Origin of the sequence: Enterobacter sp. 61D5, from assembly GCF_034107965.1 — a bacterium.
Taxonomy (GTDB): domain Bacteria; phylum Pseudomonadota; class Gammaproteobacteria; order Enterobacterales; family Enterobacteriaceae; genus Enterobacter; species Enterobacter cloacae_M.
Genome location: NZ_JAWNFK010000003.1, coordinates 166,094 through 191,703, shown reverse-complemented (window position 1 = coordinate 191,703; position 25,610 = coordinate 166,094). Strand labels below are relative to the sequence as shown.

Here is a 25,610-nt window from a genome sequence, read left to right as displayed (position 1 = left end):
TCTTATTTTTATTAAAAGGATATCTTTGTTCTAAAGTCTCCCTAGGAAACTAAATACGGTTCTCAGAAATATCATTATTGACCCGAAGATATTGAGTATCCCGTTTGCGGGTAACAACATTCAACATTTATCCAATTCGTAAAAAATATACTGATTATTATATTGAGGTGGCGATTATGGCTGTAGAACGTTTTCCGCAAAAAATGACCTTAAAGTCATGGCTTGCTTTATTTATTCTGGCTATTTCAACGTTTACGATTGTTACCACTGAACTGGCGCCAGTAGGTTTATTAACGCCCATTGCTGATGGGCTACAGTCATCAGAGTCCGCGGTGGGCATGACCGTGTCTCTTTATGCCTGGGTGGGGGCGTTAAGTGCGCTGTTTGCTTCAGTCTTTTTAGGGAATGTATCCAGGAAGCGGCTTTTACTCGTGCTCACCACGGTGCTTCTGATCTCCAATGTTATGGCCGCAACGGTAACGAGTTACAGCATGCTGCTTAGCGCTCGCGTACTGGGTGCACTTGCGCATGGAGCATTCTGGGCGATGATCGGCACGACGGCGGTAGCCATCGTACCTGTCAGATATATTGGCGTGGCGACGTCAATCGTATTTGGAGGCGTTTCCGCAGCAAGCGTTTTTGGCGTGCCGATATCTAACTATATTGGTATTCACTTCGGCTGGCGGCAGGCATTTTGGATGATGGCCGCGCTGAGCGTAATTGCCTTTGCGGGCATTAGCGTTCTTATTCCCCACATTACCAGTAAAAGTGCACTTGGACTGGATGCGTTAAAGAGCGTGTTGAAATCGTCTACCTTATGGAAAATATATTTAGCAACCATGCTGGCTGTGACTGCCCATTTTGCCGCCTTTACCTATATTGAACCCTGGCTGCATACGCAGAGTTTACTGCCAAACGCCTTTATTCCTGCCGTGCTTTTTGTTTACGGTATTTCGGGTCTGGCCGGTAATCTCCTGACCGGCGTGTTGATTGATAAGTATCTTAAGTTGATGGTCTCTATATCTGTACTATTGATATGTGCCGTGCTGTTCATCCTGGGCCTGTCAGGATCATCGCTCTCTGCTGGGCTGATATTCACCGGCATGATTATATGGGGCGTGGCCGTGTCAGGAATATTTGTTGGCTTCCAGACGTGGATTTTACGTATGGCAGAGGATAAAACCTTCCCGGCCTCTGCAATCTACGTGTCATTTTTCAATACTGCCATTGGTATCGGCGCATCAGCAGGTGCCTGGATGGTTTCATCATTTTCACTGCCGCTCCTGTATATCGTCGCCGCCACGGCCATCGGCCTTTCTGTTCTGCTTGTCGTATTTATCCCTGCCACGTTGACCGCAAAACAATCCCGGATGGAGAAATCTTATGAGCCCAGTTAACGTCCGCATATAGCATGGATGAAAAATTATCATTACCGACAACGGATAAAAAACCGGGAATACCCGGTTTTTTATTTTCACGATGAGGTATCAGGCATTCACGCCCTTCATACCCTCGGCAGAATAGCGATCGCCTTTAATCTCTATCCGGTGATGCAGGTTGTTCAATAATTCAATGTCACTCTTCTCAAGCACAATGTCGGCAGCGCGCGCGTTTTCGGCCAGATAGCCGGTGTGCTTAGTGCCCGGGATGGGAACCAGCCGGTCGTATTGCGCTAACAGCCAGGCAAGGGCAATCTGACCTGCGGTACAGCCGTATTTTGCCGCCAGCGGGTGGATGACATCGAGCAGCTGGCGATTATGATCGAGGCTGGACTGCATAAAGCGATCGTTATTTTTACGGAAATCACCCTCTGCAAATTCGCTATTGTTCAGGTATTTTCCCGTCAGGAAGCCTCTGCCAAGAGGCGAGTAGGGCACCAGACCAATGCCTAACTCTTTCACGACCGGCAGAATGCTTTCCTCGATATCGCGTGTCCACAAAGAATATTCCGTTTGCAGCGCGGTGACAGGATGTACCGCATGGGCCCGTTGCAGCGTTGACGCCGACACTTCGCAAAGGCCGATGTGGTTAATCTTGCCCTCTTTAACCAGGGCGCGCAGACAATCCATACTCTCTTCGACCGGGGTGGCGTTACTCAGTCTGTGAAGATAAAAGAGGTCGATTCGCTCCACGCCAAGCCGTTTGAGGGATTCATTACAGCAGCGGATGATATAGTCAGGCGTATTGTTGATGGTGCGGGCATAAGACTCGTCAGGCGAGCGATCGATGCCGCATTTCGTGGCTATTTTGAACTGCTCGCGAGTGCTTTTATCCAGCCCGGCAAGAAAATGACCGATTAATCTTTCATTATGACCACGGCCATATAAATTTGCGGTATCAATAAACGTCACGTTCAGATCGATGAGGCTATGCAATACCTGCAGCGAGGCGTTGTCATCAGTCTGGCCATAAAATTCACTCAGACCCATGGCACCATAGCCGACGGCACTGACGGTAAGATTTTGAGATAAAATACGTGTTTTCATAGTTTCTCCTTTTCAGACGCTATGATTGTTTCACCTCAAATGTGGATACTGAATTTTCATTTTCGTTATGCTGAAAAGGTATCAGTCGACGACGCTCTCCCTCCAGGCTCATTAAAAACGACAAAAGTTGTCAAATCGTTAAATTCGTCACACTTTTGATGATAAACTGCGCGACTTTTCCGCACGTTTTTATCTTCAGGTGACGCCATGACAGAACATATCCAGCCCACGACCAGACCGCAGACCAAAGAGGTTTCACGCCCCAACTGGTCGGCCGTTTTCGCCGTGGCGTTTTGCGTCGCCTGCCTGATTACCGTTGAGTTTCTGCCGGTGAGCCTGCTGACGCCGATGGCGCAGGATCTGGGCATTTCCGAAGGCGTGGCGGGGCAGTCCGTTACCGTCACCGCGTTTGTGGCGATGTTCGCCAGCCTGTTTATCACCCAGGTGATTGGCACCATCGACCGCCGCAGGGTGGTCATCCTGTTCAGCGTGCTGCTGACGCTCTCCTGCCTGCTGGTCTCCTTTGCTGAAAGCTTCACCCTGCTGCTGCTGGGGCGCGCCTGCCTGGGGCTGGGGTTAGGCGGTTTCTGGGCGATGTCGGCCTCGCTCACCATGCGCCTGGTGCCCGCGCGGACGGTGCCAAAAGCGCTTTCCGTTATCTTCGGTGCGGTCTCTATCGCGCTGGTGATTGCCGCGCCGCTTGGCAGCTTCCTCGGCGGGATTATCGGCTGGCGTAACGTCTTCAACGCGGCGGCGGTGATGGGCCTGCTCTGCATCATTTGGGTGTGGAAAGCGCTGCCGTCCCTGCCGGGCGAAGCGGCGCACCACAAACAGAACATGTTCGCGCTGCTGAAGCGCCCCGGCGTGCTGGCGGGGATGACCGCTATCTTTATGTCCTTTGCCGGGCAGTTTGCCTTCTTTACCTACATCCGCCCGGTGTTTATGACCATGGCGGGATTTGACGTGGACGGCCTGACGCTGGTGCTGCTGAGCTTCGGTATCGCCAGCTTTGTCGGTACCTCGCTGTCGTCTCAGTTCCTGAAACGCTCCCTGAAGGTGGCGCTGGCGGGTGCGCCGCTGGTGCTGGCGGCGAGCGCGGCGGTGCTGGTGCTGTGGGGCAGCGATAAGTGGGTGGCGTCTGCCATCGCGATTATCTGGGGCTTTGCCTTTGCGCTGGTGCCGGTGGGCTGGTCGACGTGGATCACCCGCTCGCTTGCCGATCAGGCTGAAAAAGCCGGGTCGATTCAGGTGGCGGTGATCCAGCTGGCGAACACCTGCGGCGCGGCCATTGGGGGCGTGGCGCTCGACCATCTGGGGCTGACCTCACCACTGGTGATTTCCGGTACGCTGATGCTGCTGACCGCGCTGCTGGTGGCGGGGAAGGTGAAGGCGAAGTAGTGCTTTTCTCCCTCTCCCGTGGGAGAGGGTTGGGGTGAGGGCATCAGGCTACGCCGATGTCTGAATCCGTCTTCTCGAATCCATCGAAATCAACACTACCGACGACACAATCAATAGCGTGCCCAGCCAGTCCGGCAGGGTGAAGGCCACGCCCAGCAACACCACCGACAGCAGCGCGCTGCTCAGCGGCTCGGCGCAGCTCAGAATGCTCGCCTTCGGCCCGCCGATCATCTGCGCGCCTTTCAGATACAGGCTGAACGTCAGCGCCGTGCCAATCACCACCAGGTAGAAAAACGCCAGCAGCAGGCTGCCGTCAATCACAAAGGTGGTCCCGCGTCCGGCGTAGAACGGCGTCAGCATTAGCCCGGCGATCAGCATGCTCCAGCCGACAATCGGCAGCGTGCCGTAGCGGGCGATCAGCGTTGACGGATACGTCGTGTAAAACGCGGCGGCAAACGCCGAGGCGATGCCGAAGAACAGCGCGGCAGGCGAGATGGAGAGCGAGGTCGGGTCGCCGTGAGTGACCAGCAGGAAGGTGCCGACAAGCGACGTCATGATGGCCGACAGCACAAACACGCCGGGACGCTTTTTCCGAGCCAGGGCAAACCACGCCACGATAATGGTCGGTGAGAGAAACTGCAGCACGGTAGCGGTCGCAGCGTTGGATTTCTCAATCGTCAGCAGGAAGGTGAGCTGCACGGTGAGCGCGCCGACCAGCGAGAAAATCAGCAGGCTGAGGGCGTCTTTGCGGTTTTTGATGACCGAGAAAATCTTATCGCCGTGTACGAAGGAGAGCGTTAGCAGGATCACGCCGGTAAACAGCAGGCGAACCATGGTCAGGTAAGGCGAAGAAATGTGGCTTTTCTCCATGATGTACTGCGCGCAAACGCCGGAACTGCCCCATAAAACGGCGGCGGTCAGGACGTTTAGCATCCCTTTACGTGTGGAACCCATGTTCTCCCCTGCTATGTTGTCGTTAAGTCGGCCAACAGCATAGCATGATAGGGTGCGGCCTGATGCCCACACCCCGGCCCTCTCCCAAGGGAAAGAGGGAGCAAACACTAAAAACGGCAACTCTCGTTGCCGTTTTGCGTTTACTTAGAACCACGCCTCCCACATCGCGCCGACGTTGAAGTCGTCGAGCGTTTCGTCTTTGGTGTTGTTCACGCGCGCGGTGCGTTCGTTATCCACCTTGCCGCCGGTCACGTAGAAGCGCAGCATCGGGCGGAACTCCGGCCCCATGGCGATAGACATGTTCTGCGACAGGGTCAGCTTCCAGCCCTTGTTGTCGCCGCCGTTGTCGTAATCCACGTGCTGCCAGCCCGCTTCCAGCCAGGTGGAGTGAACGTCGTTCCACCAGTGCATTGGGCGCACGATGGCGTTGTAGTTCTTGCGGTTGTCGGTCTTATCGCGGCTGTTGTCGTAGTCGTGGAAGGCGAGGATGTACTCCACCTGCGTCGCCTGGGTGAATTTGTACAGCCCTTCGAAGCTGGCGTAGACCGTGGTCAGGTCCTCGGTTTTGTTGAACACGCTGTTGTCCGCGTTATCGGAGTAGCGGGCAATCACCTTGTTCACGCCGCTGTCGTTGGTGTGGCTCAGCACCACGCCGCCCTGCCAGGCGTTCAGACGTTCGTCGCTTTCTACCGCTTTCGAATCAAAGCCGTAGTTGGCGTACAGCTCCATGTCGATCGGGCCGAGCTTCATGCCGTGGATTTTCGAGGTTGCGGCGTAGTTGCCTTTGTCACCCGTGCCGGAACCGCCGGTACAGGTGATGCGCGACGGGTTGGCTTCATCTTCCATCACTTCCGGGCTACAGGATTCCACCGCCGCCACGGCGGCGACGTCAAACTGCACGCCGCCGATGTCAAAGTTCTTCACCCCGGCCCCCTGGCCGTCGTGGTTCATCCAGAAGTAATCGTTGATGCCCTGCTGCGGACGCTGGTGGAAGTCGCGCCCTGCCCAGAAATAGGCGTTCGGGTTAGACGCCATAATGTTGGTCACCCCCGCGTAGGCTTTTTTCAGGTTAACTTCGTCGCCCCAGTGGTCGATCATCACGTTGATGTCCCAGATAGCGCCGTTTTCACCCTTGAAGGCCTTGGAGAGCTGGAATTCCCCGCCGTTGCCTTCGTTGCCCAGACGACCAATCGCGGACGCGCCGTTGTATGAACCGTCCACCGCCACGTATTTCTGATCGGCAGCCTGGAAGTGCGCGCCGTAGCGGGCATAGCCGGTAAATTTCACCCCGAACGGGATCGCCATATCGGGAGATTGCGCCGCGCTTTGCGGCTCGGTCACCACGTCCGCTTTCTTCGCGACCGCCGCATCCATTTTAGCCTGACGTTCGGCCAGGGCTTTATCCACCGCTTTCGCCACAATGGCGTCGATTTGCTCCTGGGTGAATTCCTGTGCGAGCACGGAAATTGGGCAAAGCGCGGCGATAACCGCCATGGTTAATGGAAGTTTTTTAATCGTATTCATGGTTATCTCAATATAGTTTAATTTTATGCAGACAATAACCATCCCGCTCCGATCTGACAGAGTATGTCGCTATCATCAGAACAAGTGGATCTCTATTTAGGGTACAGAGGTATTACAGTAATTATTTCGCCATAGACTATCTCTGATATAAATGAATAATTTCTTCGGATAATTCACGCGCTAATAAGGAATTCATTAAATGATCCTGCGCGTGCACCATAATTAAGGTCATCGGCTGGCGGCCTTCGCCCGCATCCTGCTCGATCAGTTTGGTCTGCATCTTGTGCGCCTGGCGCGCGTAGCCGTCGGCTTCGCGCAGCAGGCTTTTGGCTTCGTCGATGTTGCCCTGACGTGCCGCGTGCAGGGCTTCAAAGCACAGGCTGCGGGACTGTCCGGCATTGACGATAATTTCCATTACGGCTTCTTCTAATGCGATCATCATCATTACTCTTTTTCAAAACTATTATTTAACGCGGTGGCGGCAAACCACTCTCCGCTTTTCTTAATGGTGCGTTTCTGCGTCTCTAAATCGAGCTGGATAAAACCGTAGCGGTTTTTATACGCGTTGCACCACGACCAGTTATCAATAAACGTCCACATATGATAGCCAAGACAATTGCACCCTTCGCTAATACCCTTATGCAGCCAGGCTAAATGTTCGGAAATAAACTCGATGCGGTATTGATCGTTTATCTGGCCATTTTCAATAAAGCGCTGCTCGTTTTCGACGCCCATGCCGTTTTCAGAAATAAAGCAGCGTGGGTTGCCGTAATTGTCGCGCAGGTTAACCAGAATATCGTAAATACCCGGCTCGTAGATTTCCCAGCCGCGGTACGGGTTCATCTTGCGGCCCGGCATCTCGTAGTTATCAAAGAACCACTCCGGCATAAACGGCGCCTGCGGGTTCACCGCGCTGTCGCGACACTTCACGCGACGCGGCTGATAGTAGTTCACGCCGAGCAGGTCGATTTTCCCTTCCGCAATCAGGAAACCGTCTTCCGGTTTGCAGGCGGGTAATTGATCGCAGGATTTCAGCAGCGCTACGAGGTCTGCCGGGTATTCGCCGCGCAGGACCGGGTCAAGGAAGCTGCGGTTAAACATCAGGTCCGCGATGTGCGCCGCCTTCACGTCCGCCGGGTTTTGCGAGCGCGGATACGACGGCGTCAGGTTCAGCACGATGCCGATCTCCCCCGCGTAGTGCCCGGCGCGGTAGGCCTGAACCGCCTTCGCGTGAGCCAGCACCGTGTGATACGCCACGGTGGCCGCCCGGCGGAAATCCACCACGTTCGGATAGTGGAAGTCGTACAGATAACCGCCTTCCACCGGCACGATCGGCTCGTTGAAGGTAAACCAGTGCAGGACGCGATCGCCGAACAGCTCAAAGCAAATTTGCGCATAGCGGGCGTAGGCGTCCACCACGTCGCGGTTTTCCCAGCCGCCGATCTCCTGCATCGCCATCGGCATGTCGAAATGGAACAGGGTCATAAACGGCGTGATGCCCTGTTCAATCAGCTCATCAATGACCTGATTGTAAAAATCGACCGCTTCCGGGTTCACTTCACCGATACCGTCGGGGATCAGGCGCGCCCAGCTAATCGAGGTGCGAAAACTATTGTGGTTCAGCTGTTTCAACAGCTGAATGTCCGTTTTCCAGTGCTGATAAAACGTGGAGGTCTGCTGCGGCCCCACGCCGTTGTGAAAACGGTTCGGCTCGCGGGCAAACCAGTAATCCCACGTGGTTTCACCCTCTCTTGCCCCTTCGGTCTGGAGAGCGGAGCTTGCGCTGCCCCACCAGAAGTTATCGGGAAATGCGTATTTCATGACTCTTCCTCTTTGACTTAATTGCTGGCGGTCTCGGCGGCGCCGACGGTTGCCTGGGCCTTCTGCTCTTCGTTTTTGATGAGCGTACGCTCATAGGCGCGCAGGAACGGCAGGTACATCAGCGCGGACATCACCATACAGACCAGGCACATCACCACCGGGCTCAGCGCCCAGTTCGCTGCCCACGAAGCGCCAATCGGTGCAGGGGTGGTCCACGGGGTTAACGAGACGACCTGCGCCAGCCAGCCGAGCTTGGTTGCCGCGTACGCCAGGCAGGCGTTGACCAGCGGAACGCACACGAACGGGATAAACAGCATCGGGTTCATGATGATCGGCGCGCCGAACAGGATCGGTTCGTTGATGTTAAAGAAGCTCGGCACCACGCCCATTTTGCCGATGGTACGCAGGTGGGTAACGCGGCTGCGCAGCAGCAGGAACGCCAGCGGCAGCGTGGAGCCTACGCCGCCAATCAGCAGGTAGTGATCCCAGAAGCCCTGCAGGTAAACGTGCGGAAGCGCCGCGCCTGCGGCGAGTGCCGCCTGGTTTGCGGAGAGGTTAGCCATCCAGAACGGGTTCATGATGCCGGTGACAATCAGCGAGCCGTGAATACCGGCGAACCAGAAGATCTGGCACAGCAGCACGGAGAGCAGAATGGCGGGCAGGGAGTCAGACGCGGACACCAGCGGCTCCAGCAGGTGCATGATCGCCTGCGGGATAATCATTCCGGTCTGCGCTTCGATGAACAGGTTCAGCGGGTGCAGCGTGCCGATCACCACCATCACCGGGATCAGGATCTCAAATGAGCGCGCCACGCCGGTGGGCACTTCCTTCGGCAGGCGAATGGTCACGTTTTTCTGCTTCAGCCACGCGTAGACGCGGGTGGCGTAAATGGCGGTGATCAGGGCGGTGAAGATGCCCTGGCCGGAGAGATACTGGGTCGAGATCTTGCCGTCGGCATACGGCGCGGCGACCAGCAGGAAGGCCATAAAGGCCAGCAGGCCGGACATCACCGGGTCGAGGTTGAACTGACGCCCCAGGCTTGCCCCAATCCCCACCGAAATGAAGAAGGTCATCACGCCCATGCTGAGGTTAAACGGCAGCATCAGCTGCTCGCGATAGGTCTGGGAGAAATCCAGCCAGCCGCGGGCAAAGCTGTTGGTGGTATCCGCCGAGAACGGCGGGAAGATGAACACCAGCATAAACGAGCCGATGATCATAAACGGCAGCGCGGCGGTAAAGCCGTCGCGGATGGCAATCACATACTTTTGCTGACCCAGCTTCGCGGCCAGCGGGGTAATTGACTGCTCAATCACCGCGACCATGGATTGATATAACGAACTCATGTGAACACCTTTTAGTGTGCCGCTTCGATGAGCGACAGAGCATAGTCCAGTACTTTATCGCCACGCTGCATGCCGTAGTCCATCATATCGATGGGCTGCACCGGAATACCTTTCGTAGCCGCCTTGTCTGAGAGTGTCTGTAACATGTATTTCACTTGCGGTCCGAGAAGGACAACCTGGTATTGCGGAAACTGCGTATCAAATTCGGAAACACCGTACGCATCAATCTTCACCGGCAAACCACGTTCTTTCGCGACATCGACCATTTTGCTGACCAACAGGCTGGTGGACATCCCGGCAGAGCAGCACAGCATAATCTTGAACATCGACAACCATCCTCTAAATGTAAAAAGTTATTGCGAGGATGATTGGACATTATACGGAAACCGGTTTCCATTCATAAAAGGCAGAAGTGTGACAACCATCAATATCCATTACTTATGTGGCTAATTAACCGGATGTAGGTCACATAATTTGGCTGTTTTGACATCATTTTGAGTGGAAACGGAAAATCGGTTTCCATGGAAAACGGAAACGGATATACTCCGTTCTGGCTATAATGTGAGCCGAAGCGGTCATGGAATTTGCAGGCGCGAGGTAAGCCTGCCAGGGGAAAGAGATGTCGACAATCAATGATGTATCACGTCTTGCCGGGGTGTCTAAAGCCACGGTATCGCGAGTGTTGAGTGGGTCGCGTGGCGTTAAGGAAGCCAGCCGTCAGGCCGTTCTGAAGGCCGTGGATGAGCTGAACTATCGTCCCAACGTGATTGCCCAGTCGCTGCTGAGCCAGTCGACGGGCTGCATTGGAGTCATTTGCGCGCAGGAAAATATTAACCAGACCACCGGTTATCTCTACGCGCTGGAAAAACAGCTCAGCCAGCATCAAAAACACCTCCTGCTGCGCTTCGCGCACAGCAAAGCGGAAGTGATGAACGCCCTTGAAGAACTCTCCTGCGGGCTCTGTGATGATATCCTGGTGATTGGTGCCCGTTTCCCGCTGGACGTGGATATGGACAACGTCATTCTGGTGGACTGCATGGAGTCTGATAATTCCAACAGCATCCAGTTCGATCACGCCTTTGCCGCCGAAACCGCCTGTAACTACCTCACCAGCCAGGGGCGTCGCCAGATTGCGCTGATCCACCCCCAAGGCAGCGGTTTTGCCGACCAGGTGCTGCTTGGCTACAAGCACGCGCTGGAGAAAAATTTCCTGCCCTTTAATCGCAACCTGGTCTTTATGGACGCGACTTCTTCGTCCGTTGCGCTGCAGGAGCTGCTTAATAACGCCAGCACGCTGAACTTCAACGCGCTGCTGGTGGCGGACGAGCAGGAAGCTCAGCGGGTGATCCCGCAGCTGCAGGCGTTTAATAAATCGGTGCCGGACGACATCATGGTCTTCAGCCTGGCCGGATCGCTGCACCTGCCGGGTATTCCGGTGATCCCGGCGATTGAATATTCCATGGACGCGATGGCGGCGCGCATAGTGAGCTGGCTGACGGAGAAAACGCAGATGCTCGGATCCTATGTTCTGCGCGGGGATTTGATTATTCCGGACATGCGGAAGCGTTAAAAAAATTTTCCAGGCCGGGTAAGCGCAGCGCCACCCGGCGTGAACTCAATAATCTTCCATACAATCCACCTGACCAATCGCCCCCCAGTAGGCATCCAGGTTGTCGCGCTTAACGGCGGTGATGGCATTTTTGATCAGCAGCTGATTGGCCTCGGACGACAAAATCATCTCCTGCCAGGCTTTATCGCTCTGCTTTTTCTGTGGCGTACAGGTTTTCTTAATATCTTTAAGGACCTGCTGCTTTATTTGCGCCTCTTTCGCGGGGTCATCCTTTTCCTGAGCATGGACAAACGCGGCGAAGAGCAGACAAACCAGCAGGCAGACCAGGTGCGCAGCTTTCATCAACAACCCCCTTTAGAAGTCACATGCTTCCCATGAAATATATCGTTACATTCAGTGTAGCGACGCCAGCCGAAAGTATGAATTTTCTCTTCACCGCCTGTCATGAACTTCCCGGCAAGCGCTACTGAATACCGCCCCCCAGCGACTGCCACAGGGTGATGCGGTTTTCCAGGTCGGTTTGCTGCAGCGCAATCAGCGATTCCTGCGCCGACCAAAGCGACCGCTGCGCGGTCAGTACCGTCAGATAATCTCCCGCGCCCGCCTTATAGCTGCGCGTCGCCACGTCCAGCGTTTTTTGCTCCGCCGCGACGTATTCGCGCTGGGCGTCGAGCTGCTCGCTGAGGGTTTCTCGTCGCGCCAGCGCGTCGGCCACGTCCTTAAACGCGCTCTGGATGGCTTTCTCGTAGGTGGCGATCAGCCCCTTCTTCTCCGCTTCCGCGTAGCGCAGCTGTGCCAGGTTGTTCCCGCCGCTAAAGAGCGGCAGGGTGATGGACGGCGCAAACGACCAGACCTTCATCCCGTGGCTGAACAGGGAGGAGAGCGAATCGCTGCCGACGCCTGCGCTGGCGGTGAGTGAAATGGTCGGAAAGAAGTTGGCGCGCGCCGCACCGATATTGGCGTTGGCGCTCAGCAGATTATGCTCGGCCTCCTGAATGTCCGGACGACGCAGCAGCGCGCTGGAGCTGACGCCCGCCGGGATCAGCGTGATGGCGTTATCGCTCAGGCTCTCCAGCGTGCCGGGCAGCAGGTTGTCCGGCACCGTATCGCCCGCCAGCAGATTAAGGGCATTTTTGTCCTGCATCACCTGCGTCCGGTAGCTCGCCACGCTGGCGCGCGCCTGCTGATACACCGCCATCGCTTCGCTGACGTCCGTCGCCGCCGCCACGCCAACGTCCTGCTGGCGCTTCACAATCTTCAGCGAGTTTGCCGCGCTCTCCATCGTGGATTTCGCCAGCGCCAGGTTGCTGTTATCCGCCGCCAGCGTCACCCAGGCCGTGGTCAGCTCGCTGACCATCGTCAGGCGCGTGTTCTGCGCGGTGAACTCGCTGGCAAGCCAGGTTTCACGCGCGGCGCGGGAGAGGCTCTGGTTGCGGCCAAACAGATCCAGCTCGAAGCTGGAGACCGCGCCGTTGGCTTCGTCGCTTGTCGCGACGCCGCTTGCCAGCGTGCTGCTGCGGGTGTGGCTCAGCTCGGCGTCCACCGTCGGGAACAGGGACGAGCGCGTTTCACCGTACTGGGCGCGGGCGGCGTCGATATCCGCAATCGCTTTTTGCACGTCGCGGTTGCCGTTAAGCGCCATCGTCACCACGCTTTTCAGCCGCGCGTCGTTCATCACCTGCTGCCACTGGCTCACCACGGCGGTGGCTTCGCCGTGCGCGCCGGGTAAGGTTGCCGGGACGGGGGCGTCCGGGCGTTGATACGTTGGGTCTAACGACACACAGCCTGCGCTCAGCAGGGCTAATGCTAAAACAGATACACGAAACATTATGACCTCCGGTTCGCGTGTTTACCGGAGAACAGACGTTTCACCAGTACAAAGAATAAGGGAACGAAGAAGATCGCCAGCAGCGTCGCGGCCAGCGTTCCGCCGATAATGCCGGTACCAATCGCCACGCGGCTGTTTGCGCCTGCCCCGGTTGCCACGGCCAGCGGCGTAACCCCTGCGATAAACGCCAGCGAGGTCATGATGATCGGGCGCAGACGCGTCTGGGCGGCACGCAGTGCGGCCCGCGTCAGAGAGTACCCTTCAGCGACTTTGGCTTCGGCAAACTCGACAATCAGGATCGCGTTCTTCGACGACAGGCCGATGGTGGTGAGCAGCGCCACCTGGAAATAGACGTCGTTGTTCAGGCCGCGCAGGGAGGCGGCGACGGCCGCGCCCAGCACGCCAAGCGGGATCACCAGAATGACTGAAATCGGCACCGACCAGCTCTCATACAGCGCCGCCAGGCACAGGAACACCACCAGAATAGAGAGGGCATACAGGCTCATCGCCTGACCGCTCGCCAGTTTTTCCTGCAACGACAAACCGCTCCACGCCCAGGTGCTGCCGGACGGCAGGCTGTTTGCCAGCTGCTCCATTTTGCCCATCGCCGTGCCGGAGCTGGCGCCGCTGGCGTTTTCGCCCTGAATCTCATACGCCGCCGAGCCGTTGTAGCGCACCAGGCTTTCCGGGCCATACTCCCAGCGGGTGGTGGCGAAGGCGGAGAACGGCGTCATGGTGCTGTCGCTGCCGCGCACAAACCATTTGTTGAGATCCGACGGTACGGCGCGGGTGTCGCTGTCGCCCTGGATGTAGACCTTTTTCACGCGGCCGCGGTCGATAAAATCGTTCACGTAGGTCCCGCCCCAGGCGCTGGAGAGGGTGTTGGTAACGTCGCTCAGGGACAGCCCCAGCGACACGGCCTTGTTGTTGTCGATATCGACCTGAAGCTGCGGCATCTGCGGTAGATCGTTGGCGCGCACGGCGTGCAGCGAGCTGTCCTGGTTGGCTTCGCCAATCAGCTGGTTACGCAGCTTCAGCAGCGCGTCGCGGTCGGTGCCGCCGCTGGCCATCAGCTCAAAGGTAAAGCCGTTGCTCTGGCCCAGGCCGTCCACCGCGGGCGGCGTCATGGCAAAGATGGTCGCATCGCGGATGGTGCTCAGCTCCTGCGTGGCGCGCAGGGCGATGGCCTGCGCGGTATTCTCATCACCTTTACGTTCGGACCAGTTTTTCAGGGAGACAAACGCCATCCCGGCGTTCTGGCCGCTTCCGCTGAAGCTGAAGCCTTCAATGGTGAAGATCACGTTGGTATTGGCTTTTTCTTTCGTGAGGAACCACTCGCGCACCTGGCGGCTGACTTCGGCGGTACGTACCGTCGTCGCGCCGGCGGGCAGGGTGTACTGCACCATGATTTCGCCCTGATCTTCCGTTGGCAGGAAGCTGCCCGGCAGCTTAAGCATGGCGAAGCCCATCGCGCCGCAGAGCAGGGCATAGATGACCAGCATACCGCCGGAACGGCGCAGGGCGCGCAGGACCTTGTTTTGATAGCCGCGCTCGGTCCTGCTGTAGAAGCGGTTAAACGCGCCGAAGAAGCCCTTTTTGTGCGGCGCCGTGTGGCTCAGAATCGAGCCGCAGAGCGCGGGCGTCAGGGTCAACGCCACCACCACGGAGAGGAACATCGCCGAAATGATGGTGACCGAGAACTGACGGTAAATCACCCCGGTGGAGCCGCCGAAGAAAGCCATCGGCAGGAATACCGCAGAGAGCACCAGCGCAATGGCGACCAGCGCGCCGGAGATTTCGCCCATCGATTTCTCAGTAGCTTCCCGGGCGGGCAGGCCTTCGTCGCGCATAATACGCTCGACGTTTTCCACCACCACGATGGCGTCATCCACCAAAAGCCCTATCGCCAGCACCATCGCAAACAGCGTCAGGGTATTGATGGAGTAGCCGAACAGCGCCAGCACGCCGAAGGTGCCCAGCAGAACGACAGGCACCGCCAGCGCCGGGATCAGCGTCGCGCGGATGTTTTGCAGGAACAGGTACATCACCACCACCACGAGGATAATGGCTTCGAACAGGGTCTGAATTACGTCCTCAACGGAGATCTTGATGAACTCGGTGCTGTCTTTCGGGTAGGCCACGTCGTAGCCTTCCGGCATCGACTTTTTGAACTCGGCGATCTTGTCTTTTACCGCCGTCGCAGTGTTGAGCGCGTTCGCACCCGGTGAGAGCATGACCGCCATACCCGCAGCCGGGTGGCCGTTGAGCTTCGCGGTGGCGGTATAATCTTCGCTGCCCATCTCCACGCGGGCAACGTCGCTGATGCGCACCACCGCGCCGCTGGACTGGCTCTTCACGATGATGTTTTTAAACTGTTCGACCGTCTGCAGGCGCGACTGGGCGCGGACGGTGGCGGTCAGCTGCTGGGCGTTCGACGAGGGCAACGCGCCGATTTTACCGGCGGAAACCTGCACGTTCTGGGCTTCAATTGCGCTCTGCACGTCGGACGGCATCAGCGAGTAGGACGCCAGCTTCGCCGGGTCGAGCCAGATGCGCATGGCGTATTCCGCCCCGAACACCTGCAGGCTCCCGACGCCCTCCACGCGCGCCAGCGGGTCCTGCATATTGCTCACCAGCCAGTCGGCGATATCCGAGCTGCTGGCGGCGTCGGTTTTGTCGTACACGCCCATGATCAGCAGGAAGTTGCTCTGCGATTTCTCGACGGTAATGCCGGACTGCTGCACCTCGGTCGGCAGGCGAGATTCCGCCTGCTGAACCTTGTTCTGCACCTGCACCTGGGCGGTGTCCGGGTCGGTTCCCTGCTCGAAGGTGACGGTAATGCTCACCGACCCGTCCGAGCTGCTGGTGGAGGTGAAGTAGAGCAGGTTATCCAGCCCGGTGAGCTGCTGCTCGATCACCTGCGTCACGCTGTTTTCCAGCGTCTGCGCGGAGGCACCGGTGTAGGTGGCGGAGATTTTGATCGACGGCGGGGCGACGTCCGGGTACTGCGCCACCGGCAGCGTGCGGATCGCCAGCATCCCGGCGAGCATGATGAGAATGGCGATAACCCAGGCAAAGACCGGGCGACGCACGAAGAAGCGGGAAAACATCAGGCTTTTCCTCCCGCAGCTTTCATCTCTTCGGCTTTCACTTGCTGACCGGCGGTCACTTTGTCGGTGCCTTCCACAATCAGCTTATCGCCCGCCTTGAGGCCACTCAGCACCAGCCATTTGTCGCCGTAGGTGACGCCCGTCTCCAGCTGACGCTGCTCAACCTTGCTGCTGGCATTCACCACCAGCGCGGTGGCGGTGCCTTTGGCGTCGCGGGTGATGCCCTGCTGCGGTGCCAGGATCGCGTCGTTTATGATGCCTTCATCCACCCTGGCGCGAACAAACATGCCCGGCAGGAGCTGATGCTGCGGGTTCGGGAAGACGGCGCGCAGCGTGACCGAGCCGGTTGATTCATCCACCGCCACTTCGGTTAACGCCAGACGGCCTTTCTCGCCGTAGGTGCTGCCGTCTTCGAGGATTAGCGACACGCTTAGCGTATCGCTATTGGTGGCGAGGGTTTGCCTGCGTAAACGCAGCAGATCGGCGCTGGAACGCGTGAGATCGACGTACATGCTGTCCAGTCCGCGAACGGTGGCGAGCGCGGTATCCTGCTGGGCGGTTACCAGCGCGCCGGGCGTGACGGAGGAGATGCCGATGCGTCCGGCAATCGGCGCGGTCACGGTGGTCCAGTTAAGGTTAATGCGCGCGCTCTCCTGCGCGGCCTTCTTTGACTCGACGCTGGCCTTGTCCTGCGCGCAGGTGGACTTCGCGTCCTCTGCGTCCTGGCGCGACACGCCGTCGTCTTTCACCAGCTGCGCATAGCGCTGGGCCTTCTGGCAGTCGGCTGCTACCAGCGCCTGCGCCTGCTTCAGCGCCGCGGCGGCTTCATCAAACGCCGCGCGGTAGCTGGAAGGGTCAATTTGATACAGCGCCTGCCCGGCCTTGACCGTATCGCCTTCGGTGAACAGGCGCTTCTGGATAATGCCGCCCACCTGCGGGCGCACTTCGGCGCTCATGGCTGCGGCGGTGCGGCCGGTCAGTTCGCTGACGACGGAAACAGGCTGGCTCATGAGAGTGACAATCCCCACTTCCGGAATAGGACGCTGGGGAGCAGATGTTTGCGCATTATCGCACCCGGTCAGGAGAAATAATGCCGCGATGGAGGTTGTTATGTTTTTCATAATCTTTTTCCAGGGTGAACGACGCCTGCCCCGTTAATGGCTTAACAGGGAGGAGGGCTATTTAAAGGCACAGCGATACCGCATCTCTGGCAGAGCCAGAAATGTAAAAAGGGGAATTACTTATTCCCGCTAATTATTCATATGCGATTACTTCGCAGAGAAAAGCATATTTAAAATATCCTGATAAAGGGGTTCTAATTGTTCTGACGGGACTTTTAACGGCGTGAGTCGTCGATAAATCGTCCCCTCAATCATCACGGCGGTAATCTCCACGCAGCAGCGAATATGCTCGTCGCTCAGGTGGGGAAACTGCTTTTTCAGGTGCTCGCAGGCGTTGGCGAACATGCGCGATTCGGCTTCGATCAGCATCGTCGCCACCTGCGGATTACGCGTGGCCTCCGCGGACATTTCCAGCATCAGCGCATCGTCATCTTCGTTGAGGGTCTGTCGCCAGGCGAGTGCCTGCGGCATCCCTTCTACCAGGGTTTTACCCTGCATCTCCTCGATGCGCGAGTCGATGATGCGGCGGATCATCTCTTCGATAATCGCGTCTTTGTTGCTGAAATAACGGTAAATTTGACCGACGCTGAGCTTCGCCTCGCTGGCTATCTGCGACATGCTGGCGGCGTGAAATCCGCTGGCGCGAAAGCAGCGGCGAGCGGCGGTGATGATCTCGTCCTGGCGTTGTTTTTGTCGTTCTTCCAGTTTCGTACTCATCGTCGGCTACCGTGTAAAAGTGAGAATGATCGTTCTCAGTATACGTTTTGGGTGCGTATTGGAAAGGCCTTTTTTATTTAGATATTGAGGGAATGTTTCCGTATTTAAAAAATGGAGGGAATGAGGAGTTTTTGTGGAGGTTAAGCTGTGAGATATTCAGATTGCATAGAAAATAAGGAGAGAAAAATGCACCTGAGCATAACAAATAATGTAACGCCCGCTGAAAAAGAAGAGTTATTAACGGGGTTAAGAGCCTATAACGGGCAATTTTTGGATATGGCGACCTTTAGCGGCGACATTGGCGTTTACGTACGAGACGATAAAGGCGTCATGCTCGGCGGGCTAATTGGGGGGCGTAAAGGCGACTGGCTGAATATCGACTATCTCTGGGTCAGCGAGACCGTGCGCGGATCCGGCGTTGGCAGCAAGCTCATCAAAACGGCCGAAGAGGAAGCCAGGCGCAAAGGCTGCAAGCACGCGCTGGTTGATACCGCCAGCTTCCAGGCGCGCCCGTTCTATGAAAAACAGGGGTACCAGCTGCAAATGTCTTTGCAGGATTATCCTTATCCGGGCATGCAACGGCATTATCTCACGAAAGCCCTTTAAGCTCTGAATCCGTAGGCCGGGTAAGCGCAGCGCCACCCGGCAATACCCGCATATAACTTATCCTTCTTATTGATTCTTTTTCGGTTTTTATTTCACCGCCTCGTTGTCGATATAGTCACTACAACATTTAGCAAAAGGAACTGTCTTGTGAAACGTCGATTGGGTGCTCTGGTACTTGCTGGCCTGCTGCTGGCAGGGTGCGATCAAAGTGGCAGCGATGCCAAACACATTAAAGTGGGCGTCATCAACGGCGCTGAACAGGACGTGGCGGAAGTCGCCAAAAAGGTGGCAAAAGAGAAATATGGCCTGGACGTGGAGCTGGTGGGCTTCAGCGGCTCGCTGTTGCCCAACGATGCCACCAACCAGGGGGAACTGGATGCTAACGTCTTCCAGCATCGCCCGTTCCTCGCTGAGGATAACAAGGCGCATAACTACAAGCTGGTGGCCGTGGCGAACACCTTTGTTTTTCCGATGGCCGGCTATTCCCGCAAAATCAAATCCGTCTCTGACCTGAAGGACGGGGCAACCATTGCGATTCCAAACGATCCGACCAACCTTGGCCGCGCTCTGCTGCTGCTGCAAAAGGAGAAGCTCATTACCCTGAAGCCGGACACCGGGCTGCTGCCGACGGCGCTGGATATTACCGCCAACCCTAAACAGCTGAAAATTATGGAGCTGGAAGGGGCACAGCTGCCGCGCGTGCTGGACGACCCGAAAGTGGATGTCGCCATCATCAGCACTACCTATATTCAGCAAACAGGGCTGTCGCCGGTGCATGACAGCGTCTTTATTGAAGATAAAAACTCGCCGTACGTGAACATTGTGGTGACGCGCGAAGACAACAAAGACGCGGAGAACGTGAAGGAATTTATCCAGTCGTATCAATCGCCTGAGGTAGCGAAAGCGGCGGAGACGATCTTTAACGGCGGGGCGGTGCCGGGCTGGTAAAGAAACCGGCAGAAAACGCGGTGTCTTTAATTGGCCCGATTCCATCGGTAATCGCCCTTTAACCCACAGCGTCAATTGTGACGGCTGGCTATCCTCCTTATCACACCAACCGGAGGATAGCCCATGAACATTACCCATATTCGCAACGCCACCCAGCTGATTACCTTCGCCGGAAAACGTCTTTTAATCGACCCGATGCTGGCTCCGAAGGGCGCTTATCCGGGCTTTCCCGGCACGGCGCATGCCGAACGCCGTAACCCGACGGTCGAACTCCCCGTTGACGTCAACACGCTGTTGGACGCCGACGCGGTGATCGTCACCCATACCCATGACGATCACTGGGATCGCACCGCGGCGGAGCTGATCGCCAAAGACAAACCGATCTACGTGCAAAACGACCGTGACGCCGCGCTGCTGCGAAGCCAGGGATTCAGCAACCTGACGGTCCTGACCGACGCGACCTGCTTCGGCGATATTCAGATTACGAAAACCCACGGCGGGCAGCACGGTACCGATCGCGCTTACGCCGTGCCGGAGCTGGCGGAGCGTCTGGGCGAGGCCTGCGGCGTGGTGCTGCGTCATCCCGATGAGAAGACGCTTTATCTTGCCGGGGATACCGTCTGGCGTGACGAAGTGGCGGTCGACCTGCAAAAGCACCAGCCGGACGTGGTGGTGCTGAACGCCGGCTATGCCCACGTTATTGGTTTTGGGCCCATTATTATGGGGCAGGAGGATGTGCTCAACGTTCATTTCCTGCTGCCGCAGGCCAACATTGTGGCGATCCATATGGAGGCGATTAACCACTGCCTGTTGACCCGCAGCGCGCTGCGTGAGTACGTTGAAGCCAATCAGGTGAGTGACGCAGTGAGCATTCCCCAGGATGGCGAAACCGTTATATTCTGAGTGCGTTAAAGGGAAAGGAGAGACAGATGTCGCTAATCAACGTCGCGATTGTCGCGGTAGACGGGTTCAGCCCGTTCCACTACTCCGTTCCCTGCATTCTGTTTGGCGATTCGGTCTCCGGCGAAAAGCGCTTTAACGTGACGATCTGCGCCGAAACGGCGGGTTTTCTCACCTCAAAAGACGGATTTGCCCTCAACGCCACGCAGGATTACACCGCCATTGGCCAGGTAGATATTGTCGTCGTTCCCTACTGGCAGAACGTCCTTGAACGCCCGCCACAGACGCTGCTCGACAGCCTGGTACGGGCAAGAGATAACGGCGCGGAAATCGTCGGGCTGTGTCTGGGGTCGTTTGTGCTGGCCTGGGCGGGGCTCCTCGACGGCAAACGTGCGGCCACCCACTGGGAGTTCGAGCATCAGTTCCAGTCGCTCTTCCCGAACGTTCAGCTGGATATTAATGCCCTTTACGTGGATGACGGCAATATCATCACCTCTGCTGGAACGGCGGCTGCGCTGGACTGCTGCCTGTATATTATTCGCCAGCGCTTTGGCAGCGTGGTCGCCAACCAGATTGCCCGTCGGATGATTGTTCCGCCCCACCGTGAGGGCGGGCAGGCGCAATTCATTGCCCAGCCGGTGCCGAAAGATACCCGTGACGGGCGGATTAACTGCCTGATCGACTATCTTCAGCAGCACATCACCGAACCGCATAGCCTGGACTCGCTGGCGGAGGTGGTCTCAATGAGCCGCCGCACGCTGACCCGTCACTTTGTTAAAGCCACGGGGATGAGCGTCGCCGACTGGCTTACCGCCGAACGCCTGCGGCGCAGTCAGATCCTGCTTGAAGCCGGAAATATGCCGATTGAGCGCGTGGCCGAGCTGGTAGGATTTAATTCCGCCGTCACCTGGCGACAGCAGTTTAAGGCGCGTTTTGGGGTCAGTCCGGCGGAGTGGCGAAAGACGTTTCGCATTTAGCCGTCTTCAGAAAATGATAATTCTGTTGCGTTGGAGTGAAAAACCGTGGGCGGCATCTATTTGTTGATGGTTACGAACGTCCCTGACGAGCGCGTCTTAAATCCCGTAATCTTTTGTTTTTTTTCTTTAGCCGCCAGTGTCTTTTTAGCGTGATCCTGATTTTTGCTGTTTAATGCTGATGCATCAGAATGGTTACAAGACGCCTCTCTTCCGGTTAAGATATTCCACGTTACTTTCCAGAGAAAAGGTAGTGGCATGAACAATATTGAAACGCAGTTACTAGAATCAGGTTTCACCGTAAAAGAATTAGCGTATCTGAACCGGAACATTAGCCGTTATGGTTCATCCTTGCTCGAGGTAGTACTTGAGTTAGGTAAGCGATTTATCATGGTTCTGTTTCTTACTGCGGTTGTGGCTTTGATTTTTCTGGCGCTTCTTTTTTTCGCTGAGCATTACAATATTGTTTCCGGGGGTATTTCTCTTTTCATCGTGTTGGTGATTGTCTGGTTTTTTCAACCCCCGGTCATTACCTACAAAGCCTGGCGCTACAGAAAGAAATACATTAGTTCTGGCCAGACGCATTAGAAATTAAATCAAACGAGACTTTTGCAGACACACCCCAGCCGACAATTTTCATAGTGAGCGCTGCGCGATTCATTCCGTCGACCTTGCGGTAGAAATCCAGCGGGAGATAGCGAAACAGACGCCATGATTCGGGTTTTCGGATGGCGCCAAATACCGTATAGACGCTTGCGGCCAGGCTTACGCTGTTAAATACTCCCAGTGCTGATTCACGTTTAAATCCCATAAACTGAGCGATATCCATGACGCCATCTGCCAGCATTCCTTCGGAATTTGGTTGATGTTGAAGCGTTCTGTTAATTTCTTTTGAAATGGCATTTGCACCATCCATAACCAGAATCGCTCCTGCAAGCGCACCTACTGGGTTCATTGTCATCATTGCACCTACACCTGCAACAATCTGTAATCCTGAAAGCACCACCTTAATCGACGAGATAACGTAACCGATGACTTTGTTATTTTCTTTAACCAGTTCAATCTGAGCAAAAAGCTGAGCTGTACGTGAGCGAAGCATTCTGCTTTGATCAAGAAGACTTTCGTTCTCTGTCCGGATGTTTTTCAGGCATTCCATGCACTCCTCATGACTTCTGGCCGCCCGGGTAGCGCTAAATTGTTGCATCACAAACTGCCGAATATCATCCATAAACTTAATCCGTGCGAGTCCGTCGCTGAGATGTTGCCCTCCGACAATATTCGCAGTATTGATAAGCTTCCGGGCTTCAAGATTTATCATTGTTTCAGCCCATGCTCGGGTGTTTTGACCAGGGAAAAGTGCAATATCCATTTAAATTTTCTCATCTGATAACCAATATTTACAGATTATCCTTCCAGCAGAAACTGGCAACAATAAATTGGGGCATGTATCGCGAGCCAGCAAGCGCCAAAGGCATATCCCGGCGAAAATCATTTTCGTCGTTGGTGGCTACCGAAAGAATGGTCATTAAAGGCAGGGGAAAGTGAGATGTAAAGAACTACCCCAGCCTCTCCACCCACGTCTCCCCCTCAACCATCGACAGCTGATACAGCGAAAACGACCTCTGCTTCTCAATCAACTTCGCCAGCTCCGGCGAGTGGCTGGTGAGCCAGATCTGCGAGTAGCGGCTGGCCTCGGCGATTAAGCTCGCCAGCGCGGGAAGCATCTGCGGGTGCAGGCTATTTTCCGGTTCGTTCAACGCGATAAACGCCGGTGGACGCGGGCTTAACAGCGCTACCGCCAGGCACAGAAAGCGCAGGGTGCCGTCGGAGAACTCTGCGGGTTCCAGCGGTCTGCTCAGCCCCTCGCGCTGCATCATCATGCGAAAACGCCCGCCGGTGTTGTCGCTGTAAAACACGCAGCCGGGAAAGGCCTGGTCAAGAATGCGCATCAGCAGCAGCTCGTCGCCAATCTCGACGATGGTCTGAAACGCGGCCGCCAGGTTGGCACCGTCGCTGGCCAGCACCGGGGAGCGGAAACCGACCTGCGGGGCGCGCATCGCCGATCCAGACGAGACGGAAAACTCATGATAAAAGCGCCAGTTACGCAGGGACTCGCGCATCTGCGACACTTCCGGGTAAAGATGCGGTTCGCCGAGCTGCCCGAACACCGATTCGTTCTCGTACAGCGTGCCGCTGTGGGTCACTTTCTCGTGATGCACGTTGTTCAGAAACACCGCCTGGTTCTTACGCTTCATCAGCTGTGACGAGGGGCGACGGTGCTGGCCGCTCAGCCAGATGGACTCCTCTTTGATCACCGGGTCGAGCTGAAACTGCGAGGGATAGGGCAGCTTCTCCACAAACCCGACCTGCAGCTCGTATTCGTAGGTCTCAGTTTCCACCGCCAGATTCATCCGCCGCAGCTGGTCGCTGCGGGTTTTGCCTGCCCAGAACACCTTCAGAATGCCGCCCTCGTTCGCCAGCGCCTGGGAAAACTGCCCCTGGGCGGCGCTGTGCATCAGATATATCGCCTTGTAGATATTGGATTTCCCGGTACCGTTCGGCCCGAAGACGATGTTGAGCTGCTCCAGCTCCAGCGACATGTCGCGGATGGATCGGTAGTTTTGAATGTGCAGGGTGTTGATCACTGGCAGGCCCCTTTTTTGCAGAATAAGCCTGTATATAATCACAGTCTTTGAGGTGAAATGCAAAAAAGAGACGACAGTGAGGATGTCGTCTAAACGGGGTACTGCTTTGGGCCTCTACGGGTCAATGGGGCCTTCGCATTTTTATGATCACTTGACTGCCAGACGCAGACCCAAATCATCAGGATAGGGATCAAAGTAGTTTTGCGTCATCAGATACCGGTCGGGGTATTCGGCCAGGTAGTGCTTCAGCAGCGTGATCGGGGCGAGAATAGGCAACTGTCCGTTGCGATAGTGCAGGATCACGTCGCGCAGCTCGCCGCGCTGGCGGGTGTTCAGCTGGTTACGGAAATACCCCTGGATATGCATCAGCACGTTGGTGTGATTCTTCCGCGAGGCGGGTTTTTTCAGGATAGTCATTAGTTTTTCCCGGTACGCCACGAAGAAGGCGTCCAGGTCTTCCCACTCGTGCAGCGAGGCAACGAACGGGCCGATTTCTCGGTAGCCTGCCTGATGGTGCGCCAGCAGCTGCAATTTATAGCGGCTGTGGAAATCCAGCAGCCCACGCCGCGTCAGACCTTTAGCGCGCAGCGTGTTTAGCTCGTGCAGGGCAAATACCCGCTCGATAAAGTTTTCCCGCAGCACCGGGTCGTGCAGCCGACCGTCTTCCTCGACGGGCAGCCACGGGTAGGTTTCAAGAAGGGCGGCGGTGAACAGCCCGACGCCCTCCTTGCGGCCCCGGTTGCCGTTTTCATCGTACAGCCGCACGCGTTCCAGGCCGCAGCTTGGGGATTTTGCACAGACGATAAATCCCGACAGATCGCCGATTTTTGGCAGATAATCCGCCGTAAAGTCGGCCATTTTCTGCGTGAGGTCATCATGAGGCGGCTTGCTGAAACGGAGCTGCGTTTCGCCGCTGTCCGTCAGCGTCAGGCGTATAGCCGGGCGAGGGGTCGGCAGGCCGATGGCCATTTCAGGGCAGACGGGCCTGAAATTCACCCACTGGGCCAGCTCATCCATTACGAAGCCCATACGCTTGTGTCCGCCGTCAAAGCGAACGGCGGATCCGGTCAAACATCCGCTAATACCGAGCACAGGTTTCGTTGTCATGGTGTAGTCCTCCCGTTCATATAAATAAAACTTACACAACATGACTAATTTGTCCAAGTATTAGCGGAACTATTTTTTTTATTCCTTTAAAATCAATGCGTCTTAACTGCCCTTGTAGGTCGAGTAACCGTACTGGCTCAACAGAAGCGGAATGTGCAGCTTCTCGTTGGTGCGGGTCACGGTAAACAGCACCGGGATCTCCGGGAAGAAGGAGTCCAGCTTTTTGCCGTGGAAGTACTCTGCGGTTTTGAAGGTCACTTTATACACGCCAGGCTGCATGTCCTGATCCTGCGGATAGAGCGATTTGATACGGCCGTCGTGGTCGGTTTTGCCGCTGGCAATCGGGGTCCATTTGTCCTGCTGCTGCTTCTCCAGCGTAACGGTCACGTCTGATGGCGGCATTCCGGTTTGCTGGTCGAGAATGTGGACGCTCAGCGTGCCGGCAGGGGCGCTAAAGGCAGCAGGGGCAAAGGCCATCGAGGCCAGGATCAGCAGAGGGGCAGTTTTTTTCATGGTGTTTTCCTGTGGAGTTATTCGTCACAGGAAAACGTTAGCATC

General features: G+C 56.3%; 24 protein-coding genes. 8 read left to right on the top strand and 16 right to left on the bottom strand.

Annotation, left to right across the window (positions count from 1 at the left end):
* Positions 1-176: 176 nt before the first annotated feature.
* On the top strand, positions 177-1,397 hold the full coding sequence (locus UTM25_RS02505) for an MFS transporter (RefSeq protein ID WP_194401496.1): 1,221 nt from the start codon (positions 177-179) through the stop codon (positions 1,395-1,397).
* 90 nt (positions 1,398-1,487) lie between these two features.
* On the opposite strand, the gene UTM25_RS02500 is transcribed toward UTM25_RS02505, so the two are convergent.
* Positions 1,488-2,486: an aldo/keto reductase gene (locus UTM25_RS02500; RefSeq protein ID WP_194401497.1), complete on the bottom strand. Its 999-nt coding sequence runs from the start codon at positions 2,484-2,486 to the stop codon at positions 1,488-1,490.
* A gap of 207 nt (positions 2,487-2,693) precedes the next feature.
* On the opposite strand from UTM25_RS02500, the gene nepI reads away from it, so the two are divergent.
* Positions 2,694-3,884, top strand: a complete 1,191-nt coding sequence (nepI, locus tag UTM25_RS02495; RefSeq protein WP_023333968.1) for a purine ribonucleoside efflux pump NepI — start codon at positions 2,694-2,696, stop codon at positions 3,882-3,884.
* A gap of 48 nt (positions 3,885-3,932) precedes the next feature.
* Here the strand turns inward: nepI and UTM25_RS02490 are convergent, their stop codons facing one another.
* The 6 genes from UTM25_RS02490 to UTM25_RS02465 form a co-directional block, all read right to left on the bottom strand.
* A complete protein-coding gene (locus UTM25_RS02490) occupies positions 3,933-4,838 on the bottom strand; it encodes a DMT family transporter (RefSeq protein WP_194401498.1) in 906 nt (301 codons plus the stop codon).
* A 144-nt stretch (positions 4,839-4,982) separates the two neighbouring features.
* Positions 4,983-6,362, bottom strand: coding sequence for a carbohydrate porin (locus UTM25_RS02485; RefSeq protein ID WP_194401499.1), 1,380 nt, complete (start codon positions 6,360-6,362; stop codon positions 4,983-4,985).
* A gap of 136 nt (positions 6,363-6,498) precedes the next feature.
* Positions 6,499-6,801, bottom strand: coding sequence for a PTS lactose/cellobiose transporter subunit IIA (locus UTM25_RS02480; RefSeq protein WP_029741865.1), 303 nt, complete (start codon positions 6,799-6,801; stop codon positions 6,499-6,501).
* Positions 6,802-6,806: 5 nt separating this feature from the next.
* Positions 6,807-8,183 (bottom strand): glycoside hydrolase family 1 protein, encoded by a 1,377-nt coding sequence (locus UTM25_RS02475; protein WP_194401500.1) that lies wholly within the window; start codon positions 8,181-8,183, stop codon positions 6,807-6,809.
* Positions 8,184-8,200: 17 nt separating this feature from the next.
* On the bottom strand, positions 8,201-9,526 hold the full coding sequence (locus tag UTM25_RS02470; protein ID WP_194401501.1) for a PTS sugar transporter subunit IIC: 1,326 nt from the start codon (positions 9,524-9,526) through the stop codon (positions 8,201-8,203).
* 11 nt (positions 9,527-9,537) lie between these two features.
* Positions 9,538-9,852, bottom strand: a complete 315-nt coding sequence (locus tag UTM25_RS02465) for a PTS sugar transporter subunit IIB (RefSeq protein WP_014830072.1) — start codon at positions 9,850-9,852, stop codon at positions 9,538-9,540.
* Between the two features lie 293 nt (positions 9,853-10,145).
* Here UTM25_RS02465 and UTM25_RS02460 point away from each other — a divergent pair, with 293 nt between their 5' ends.
* On the top strand, positions 10,146-11,096 hold the full coding sequence (locus UTM25_RS02460; RefSeq protein ID WP_194401502.1) for a LacI family DNA-binding transcriptional regulator: 951 nt from the start codon (positions 10,146-10,148) through the stop codon (positions 11,094-11,096).
* 45 nt (positions 11,097-11,141) lie between these two features.
* Here the strand turns inward: UTM25_RS02460 and UTM25_RS02455 are convergent, their stop codons facing one another.
* From UTM25_RS02455 to UTM25_RS02435, 5 genes are all read right to left on the bottom strand, one after another.
* The gene (locus tag UTM25_RS02455) at positions 11,142-11,438 is read right to left on the bottom strand and encodes a YicS family protein (RefSeq protein ID WP_023309843.1); all 297 of its coding nucleotides are present in this window, start codon (positions 11,436-11,438) and stop codon (positions 11,142-11,144) included.
* Positions 11,439-11,559: 121 nt separating this feature from the next.
* On the bottom strand, positions 11,560-12,924 hold the full coding sequence (locus UTM25_RS02450) for an efflux transporter outer membrane subunit (protein ID WP_194401503.1): 1,365 nt from the start codon (positions 12,922-12,924) through the stop codon (positions 11,560-11,562).
* Positions 12,924-16,034 (bottom strand): efflux RND transporter permease subunit, encoded by a 3,111-nt coding sequence (locus UTM25_RS02445; protein WP_194401504.1) that lies wholly within the window; start codon positions 16,032-16,034, stop codon positions 12,924-12,926. Before UTM25_RS02445 ends, UTM25_RS02450 begins: the two co-directional genes overlap by 1 nt.
* Positions 16,034-17,155 (bottom strand): efflux RND transporter periplasmic adaptor subunit, encoded by a 1,122-nt coding sequence (locus UTM25_RS02440; RefSeq protein ID WP_194401505.1) that lies wholly within the window; start codon positions 17,153-17,155, stop codon positions 16,034-16,036. The genes UTM25_RS02445 and UTM25_RS02440 overlap by 1 nt, the downstream gene beginning before the upstream one ends.
* 147 nt (positions 17,156-17,302) lie before the next feature.
* Positions 17,303-17,872: a TetR/AcrR family transcriptional regulator gene (locus tag UTM25_RS02435; RefSeq protein WP_032644373.1), complete on the bottom strand. Its 570-nt coding sequence runs from the start codon at positions 17,870-17,872 to the stop codon at positions 17,303-17,305.
* 186 nt (positions 17,873-18,058) lie between these two features.
* Between UTM25_RS02435 and UTM25_RS02430 the strand changes: the two genes are divergently transcribed.
* The 5 genes from UTM25_RS02430 (at position 18,059) to UTM25_RS02410 (ending at position 21,888) form a co-directional block, all read left to right on the top strand.
* On the top strand, positions 18,059-18,478 hold the full coding sequence (locus UTM25_RS02430) for a GNAT family N-acetyltransferase (RefSeq protein WP_194401506.1): 420 nt from the start codon (positions 18,059-18,061) through the stop codon (positions 18,476-18,478).
* Positions 18,479-18,625: 147 nt separating this feature from the next.
* On the top strand, positions 18,626-19,426 hold the full coding sequence (gene nlpA / locus UTM25_RS02425) for a lipoprotein NlpA (protein ID WP_023309849.1): 801 nt from the start codon (positions 18,626-18,628) through the stop codon (positions 19,424-19,426).
* Positions 19,427-19,549: 123 nt separating this feature from the next.
* The gene (locus tag UTM25_RS02420) at positions 19,550-20,329 is read left to right on the top strand and encodes an MBL fold metallo-hydrolase (RefSeq protein ID WP_194401507.1); all 780 of its coding nucleotides are present in this window, start codon (positions 19,550-19,552) and stop codon (positions 20,327-20,329) included.
* 26 nt (positions 20,330-20,355) lie between these two features.
* Positions 20,356-21,303, top strand: a complete 948-nt coding sequence (locus tag UTM25_RS02415) for a GlxA family transcriptional regulator (RefSeq protein WP_194401508.1) — start codon at positions 20,356-20,358, stop codon at positions 21,301-21,303.
* A gap of 255 nt (positions 21,304-21,558) precedes the next feature.
* The gene (locus tag UTM25_RS02410; protein ID WP_023309852.1) at positions 21,559-21,888 is read left to right on the top strand and encodes a hypothetical protein; all 330 of its coding nucleotides are present in this window, start codon (positions 21,559-21,561) and stop codon (positions 21,886-21,888) included.
* On the opposite strand, the gene UTM25_RS02405 is transcribed toward UTM25_RS02410, so the two are convergent.
* From UTM25_RS02405 to uraH, 4 genes are all read right to left on the bottom strand, one after another.
* Positions 21,866-22,669, bottom strand: a complete 804-nt coding sequence (locus tag UTM25_RS02405) for a DUF4225 domain-containing protein (protein WP_194401509.1) — start codon at positions 22,667-22,669, stop codon at positions 21,866-21,868. The genes UTM25_RS02410 and UTM25_RS02405 overlap by 23 nt on opposite strands.
* A 187-nt stretch (positions 22,670-22,856) precedes the next feature.
* The gene (locus UTM25_RS02400; RefSeq protein WP_194401510.1) at positions 22,857-23,945 is read right to left on the bottom strand and encodes an AAA family ATPase; all 1,089 of its coding nucleotides are present in this window, start codon (positions 23,943-23,945) and stop codon (positions 22,857-22,859) included.
* Positions 23,946-24,092: 147 nt separating this feature from the next.
* Complete coding sequence (locus tag UTM25_RS02395) at positions 24,093-25,052, bottom strand: YbgA family protein (RefSeq protein ID WP_023333995.1); 960 nt, start codon at positions 25,050-25,052, stop codon at positions 24,093-24,095.
* Positions 25,053-25,154: 102 nt separating this feature from the next.
* Positions 25,155-25,565: a hydroxyisourate hydrolase gene (gene uraH / locus UTM25_RS02390; RefSeq protein WP_033147068.1), complete on the bottom strand. Its 411-nt coding sequence runs from the start codon at positions 25,563-25,565 to the stop codon at positions 25,155-25,157.
* Positions 25,566-25,610 lie beyond the last annotated feature (45 nt).

Excerpts from the sequence above, each read along its gene's own strand:
- UTM25_RS02505 (WP_194401496.1), top strand. The coding sequence starts at position 177 with ATGGCTGTAGAACGTTTTCCGCAAAAAATGACCTTAAAGTCATGGCTT.
- UTM25_RS02500 (WP_194401497.1), bottom strand. The coding sequence starts at position 2,486 with ATGAAAACACGTATTTTATCTCAAAATCTTACCGTCAGTGCCGTCGGC.
- nepI (WP_023333968.1), top strand. The coding sequence starts at position 2,694 with ATGACAGAACATATCCAGCCCACGACCAGACCGCAGACCAAAGAGGTT.
- UTM25_RS02490 (WP_194401498.1), bottom strand. The coding sequence starts at position 4,838 with ATGGGTTCCACACGTAAAGGGATGCTAAACGTCCTGACCGCCGCCGTT.
- UTM25_RS02485 (WP_194401499.1), bottom strand. The coding sequence starts at position 6,362 with ATGAATACGATTAAAAAACTTCCATTAACCATGGCGGTTATCGCCGCG.
- UTM25_RS02480 (WP_029741865.1), bottom strand. The coding sequence starts at position 6,801 with ATGATCGCATTAGAAGAAGCCGTAATGGAAATTATCGTCAATGCCGGA.
- UTM25_RS02475 (WP_194401500.1), bottom strand. The coding sequence starts at position 8,183 with ATGAAATACGCATTTCCCGATAACTTCTGGTGGGGCAGCGCAAGCTCC.
- UTM25_RS02470 (WP_194401501.1), bottom strand. The coding sequence starts at position 9,526 with ATGAGTTCGTTATATCAATCCATGGTCGCGGTGATTGAGCAGTCAATT.
- UTM25_RS02465 (WP_014830072.1), bottom strand. The coding sequence starts at position 9,852 with ATGTTCAAGATTATGCTGTGCTGCTCTGCCGGGATGTCCACCAGCCTG.
- UTM25_RS02460 (WP_194401502.1), top strand. The coding sequence starts at position 10,146 with ATGTCGACAATCAATGATGTATCACGTCTTGCCGGGGTGTCTAAAGCC.
- UTM25_RS02455 (WP_023309843.1), bottom strand. The coding sequence starts at position 11,438 with ATGAAAGCTGCGCACCTGGTCTGCCTGCTGGTTTGTCTGCTCTTCGCC.
- UTM25_RS02450 (WP_194401503.1), bottom strand. The coding sequence starts at position 12,924 with ATGTTTCGTGTATCTGTTTTAGCATTAGCCCTGCTGAGCGCAGGCTGT.
- UTM25_RS02445 (WP_194401504.1), bottom strand. The coding sequence starts at position 16,034 with ATGTTTTCCCGCTTCTTCGTGCGTCGCCCGGTCTTTGCCTGGGTTATC.
- UTM25_RS02440 (WP_194401505.1), bottom strand. The coding sequence starts at position 17,155 with ATGAAAAACATAACAACCTCCATCGCGGCATTATTTCTCCTGACCGGG.
- UTM25_RS02435 (WP_032644373.1), bottom strand. The coding sequence starts at position 17,872 with ATGAGTACGAAACTGGAAGAACGACAAAAACAACGCCAGGACGAGATC.
- UTM25_RS02430 (WP_194401506.1), top strand. The coding sequence starts at position 18,059 with ATGCACCTGAGCATAACAAATAATGTAACGCCCGCTGAAAAAGAAGAG.
- UTM25_RS02420 (WP_194401507.1), top strand. The coding sequence starts at position 19,550 with ATGAACATTACCCATATTCGCAACGCCACCCAGCTGATTACCTTCGCC.
- UTM25_RS02415 (WP_194401508.1), top strand. The coding sequence starts at position 20,356 with ATGTCGCTAATCAACGTCGCGATTGTCGCGGTAGACGGGTTCAGCCCG.
- UTM25_RS02410 (WP_023309852.1), top strand. The coding sequence starts at position 21,559 with ATGAACAATATTGAAACGCAGTTACTAGAATCAGGTTTCACCGTAAAA.
- UTM25_RS02405 (WP_194401509.1), bottom strand. The coding sequence starts at position 22,669 with ATGGATATTGCACTTTTCCCTGGTCAAAACACCCGAGCATGGGCTGAA.
- UTM25_RS02395 (WP_023333995.1), bottom strand. The coding sequence starts at position 25,052 with ATGACAACGAAACCTGTGCTCGGTATTAGCGGATGTTTGACCGGATCC.
- uraH (WP_033147068.1), bottom strand. The coding sequence starts at position 25,565 with ATGAAAAAAACTGCCCCTCTGCTGATCCTGGCCTCGATGGCCTTTGCC.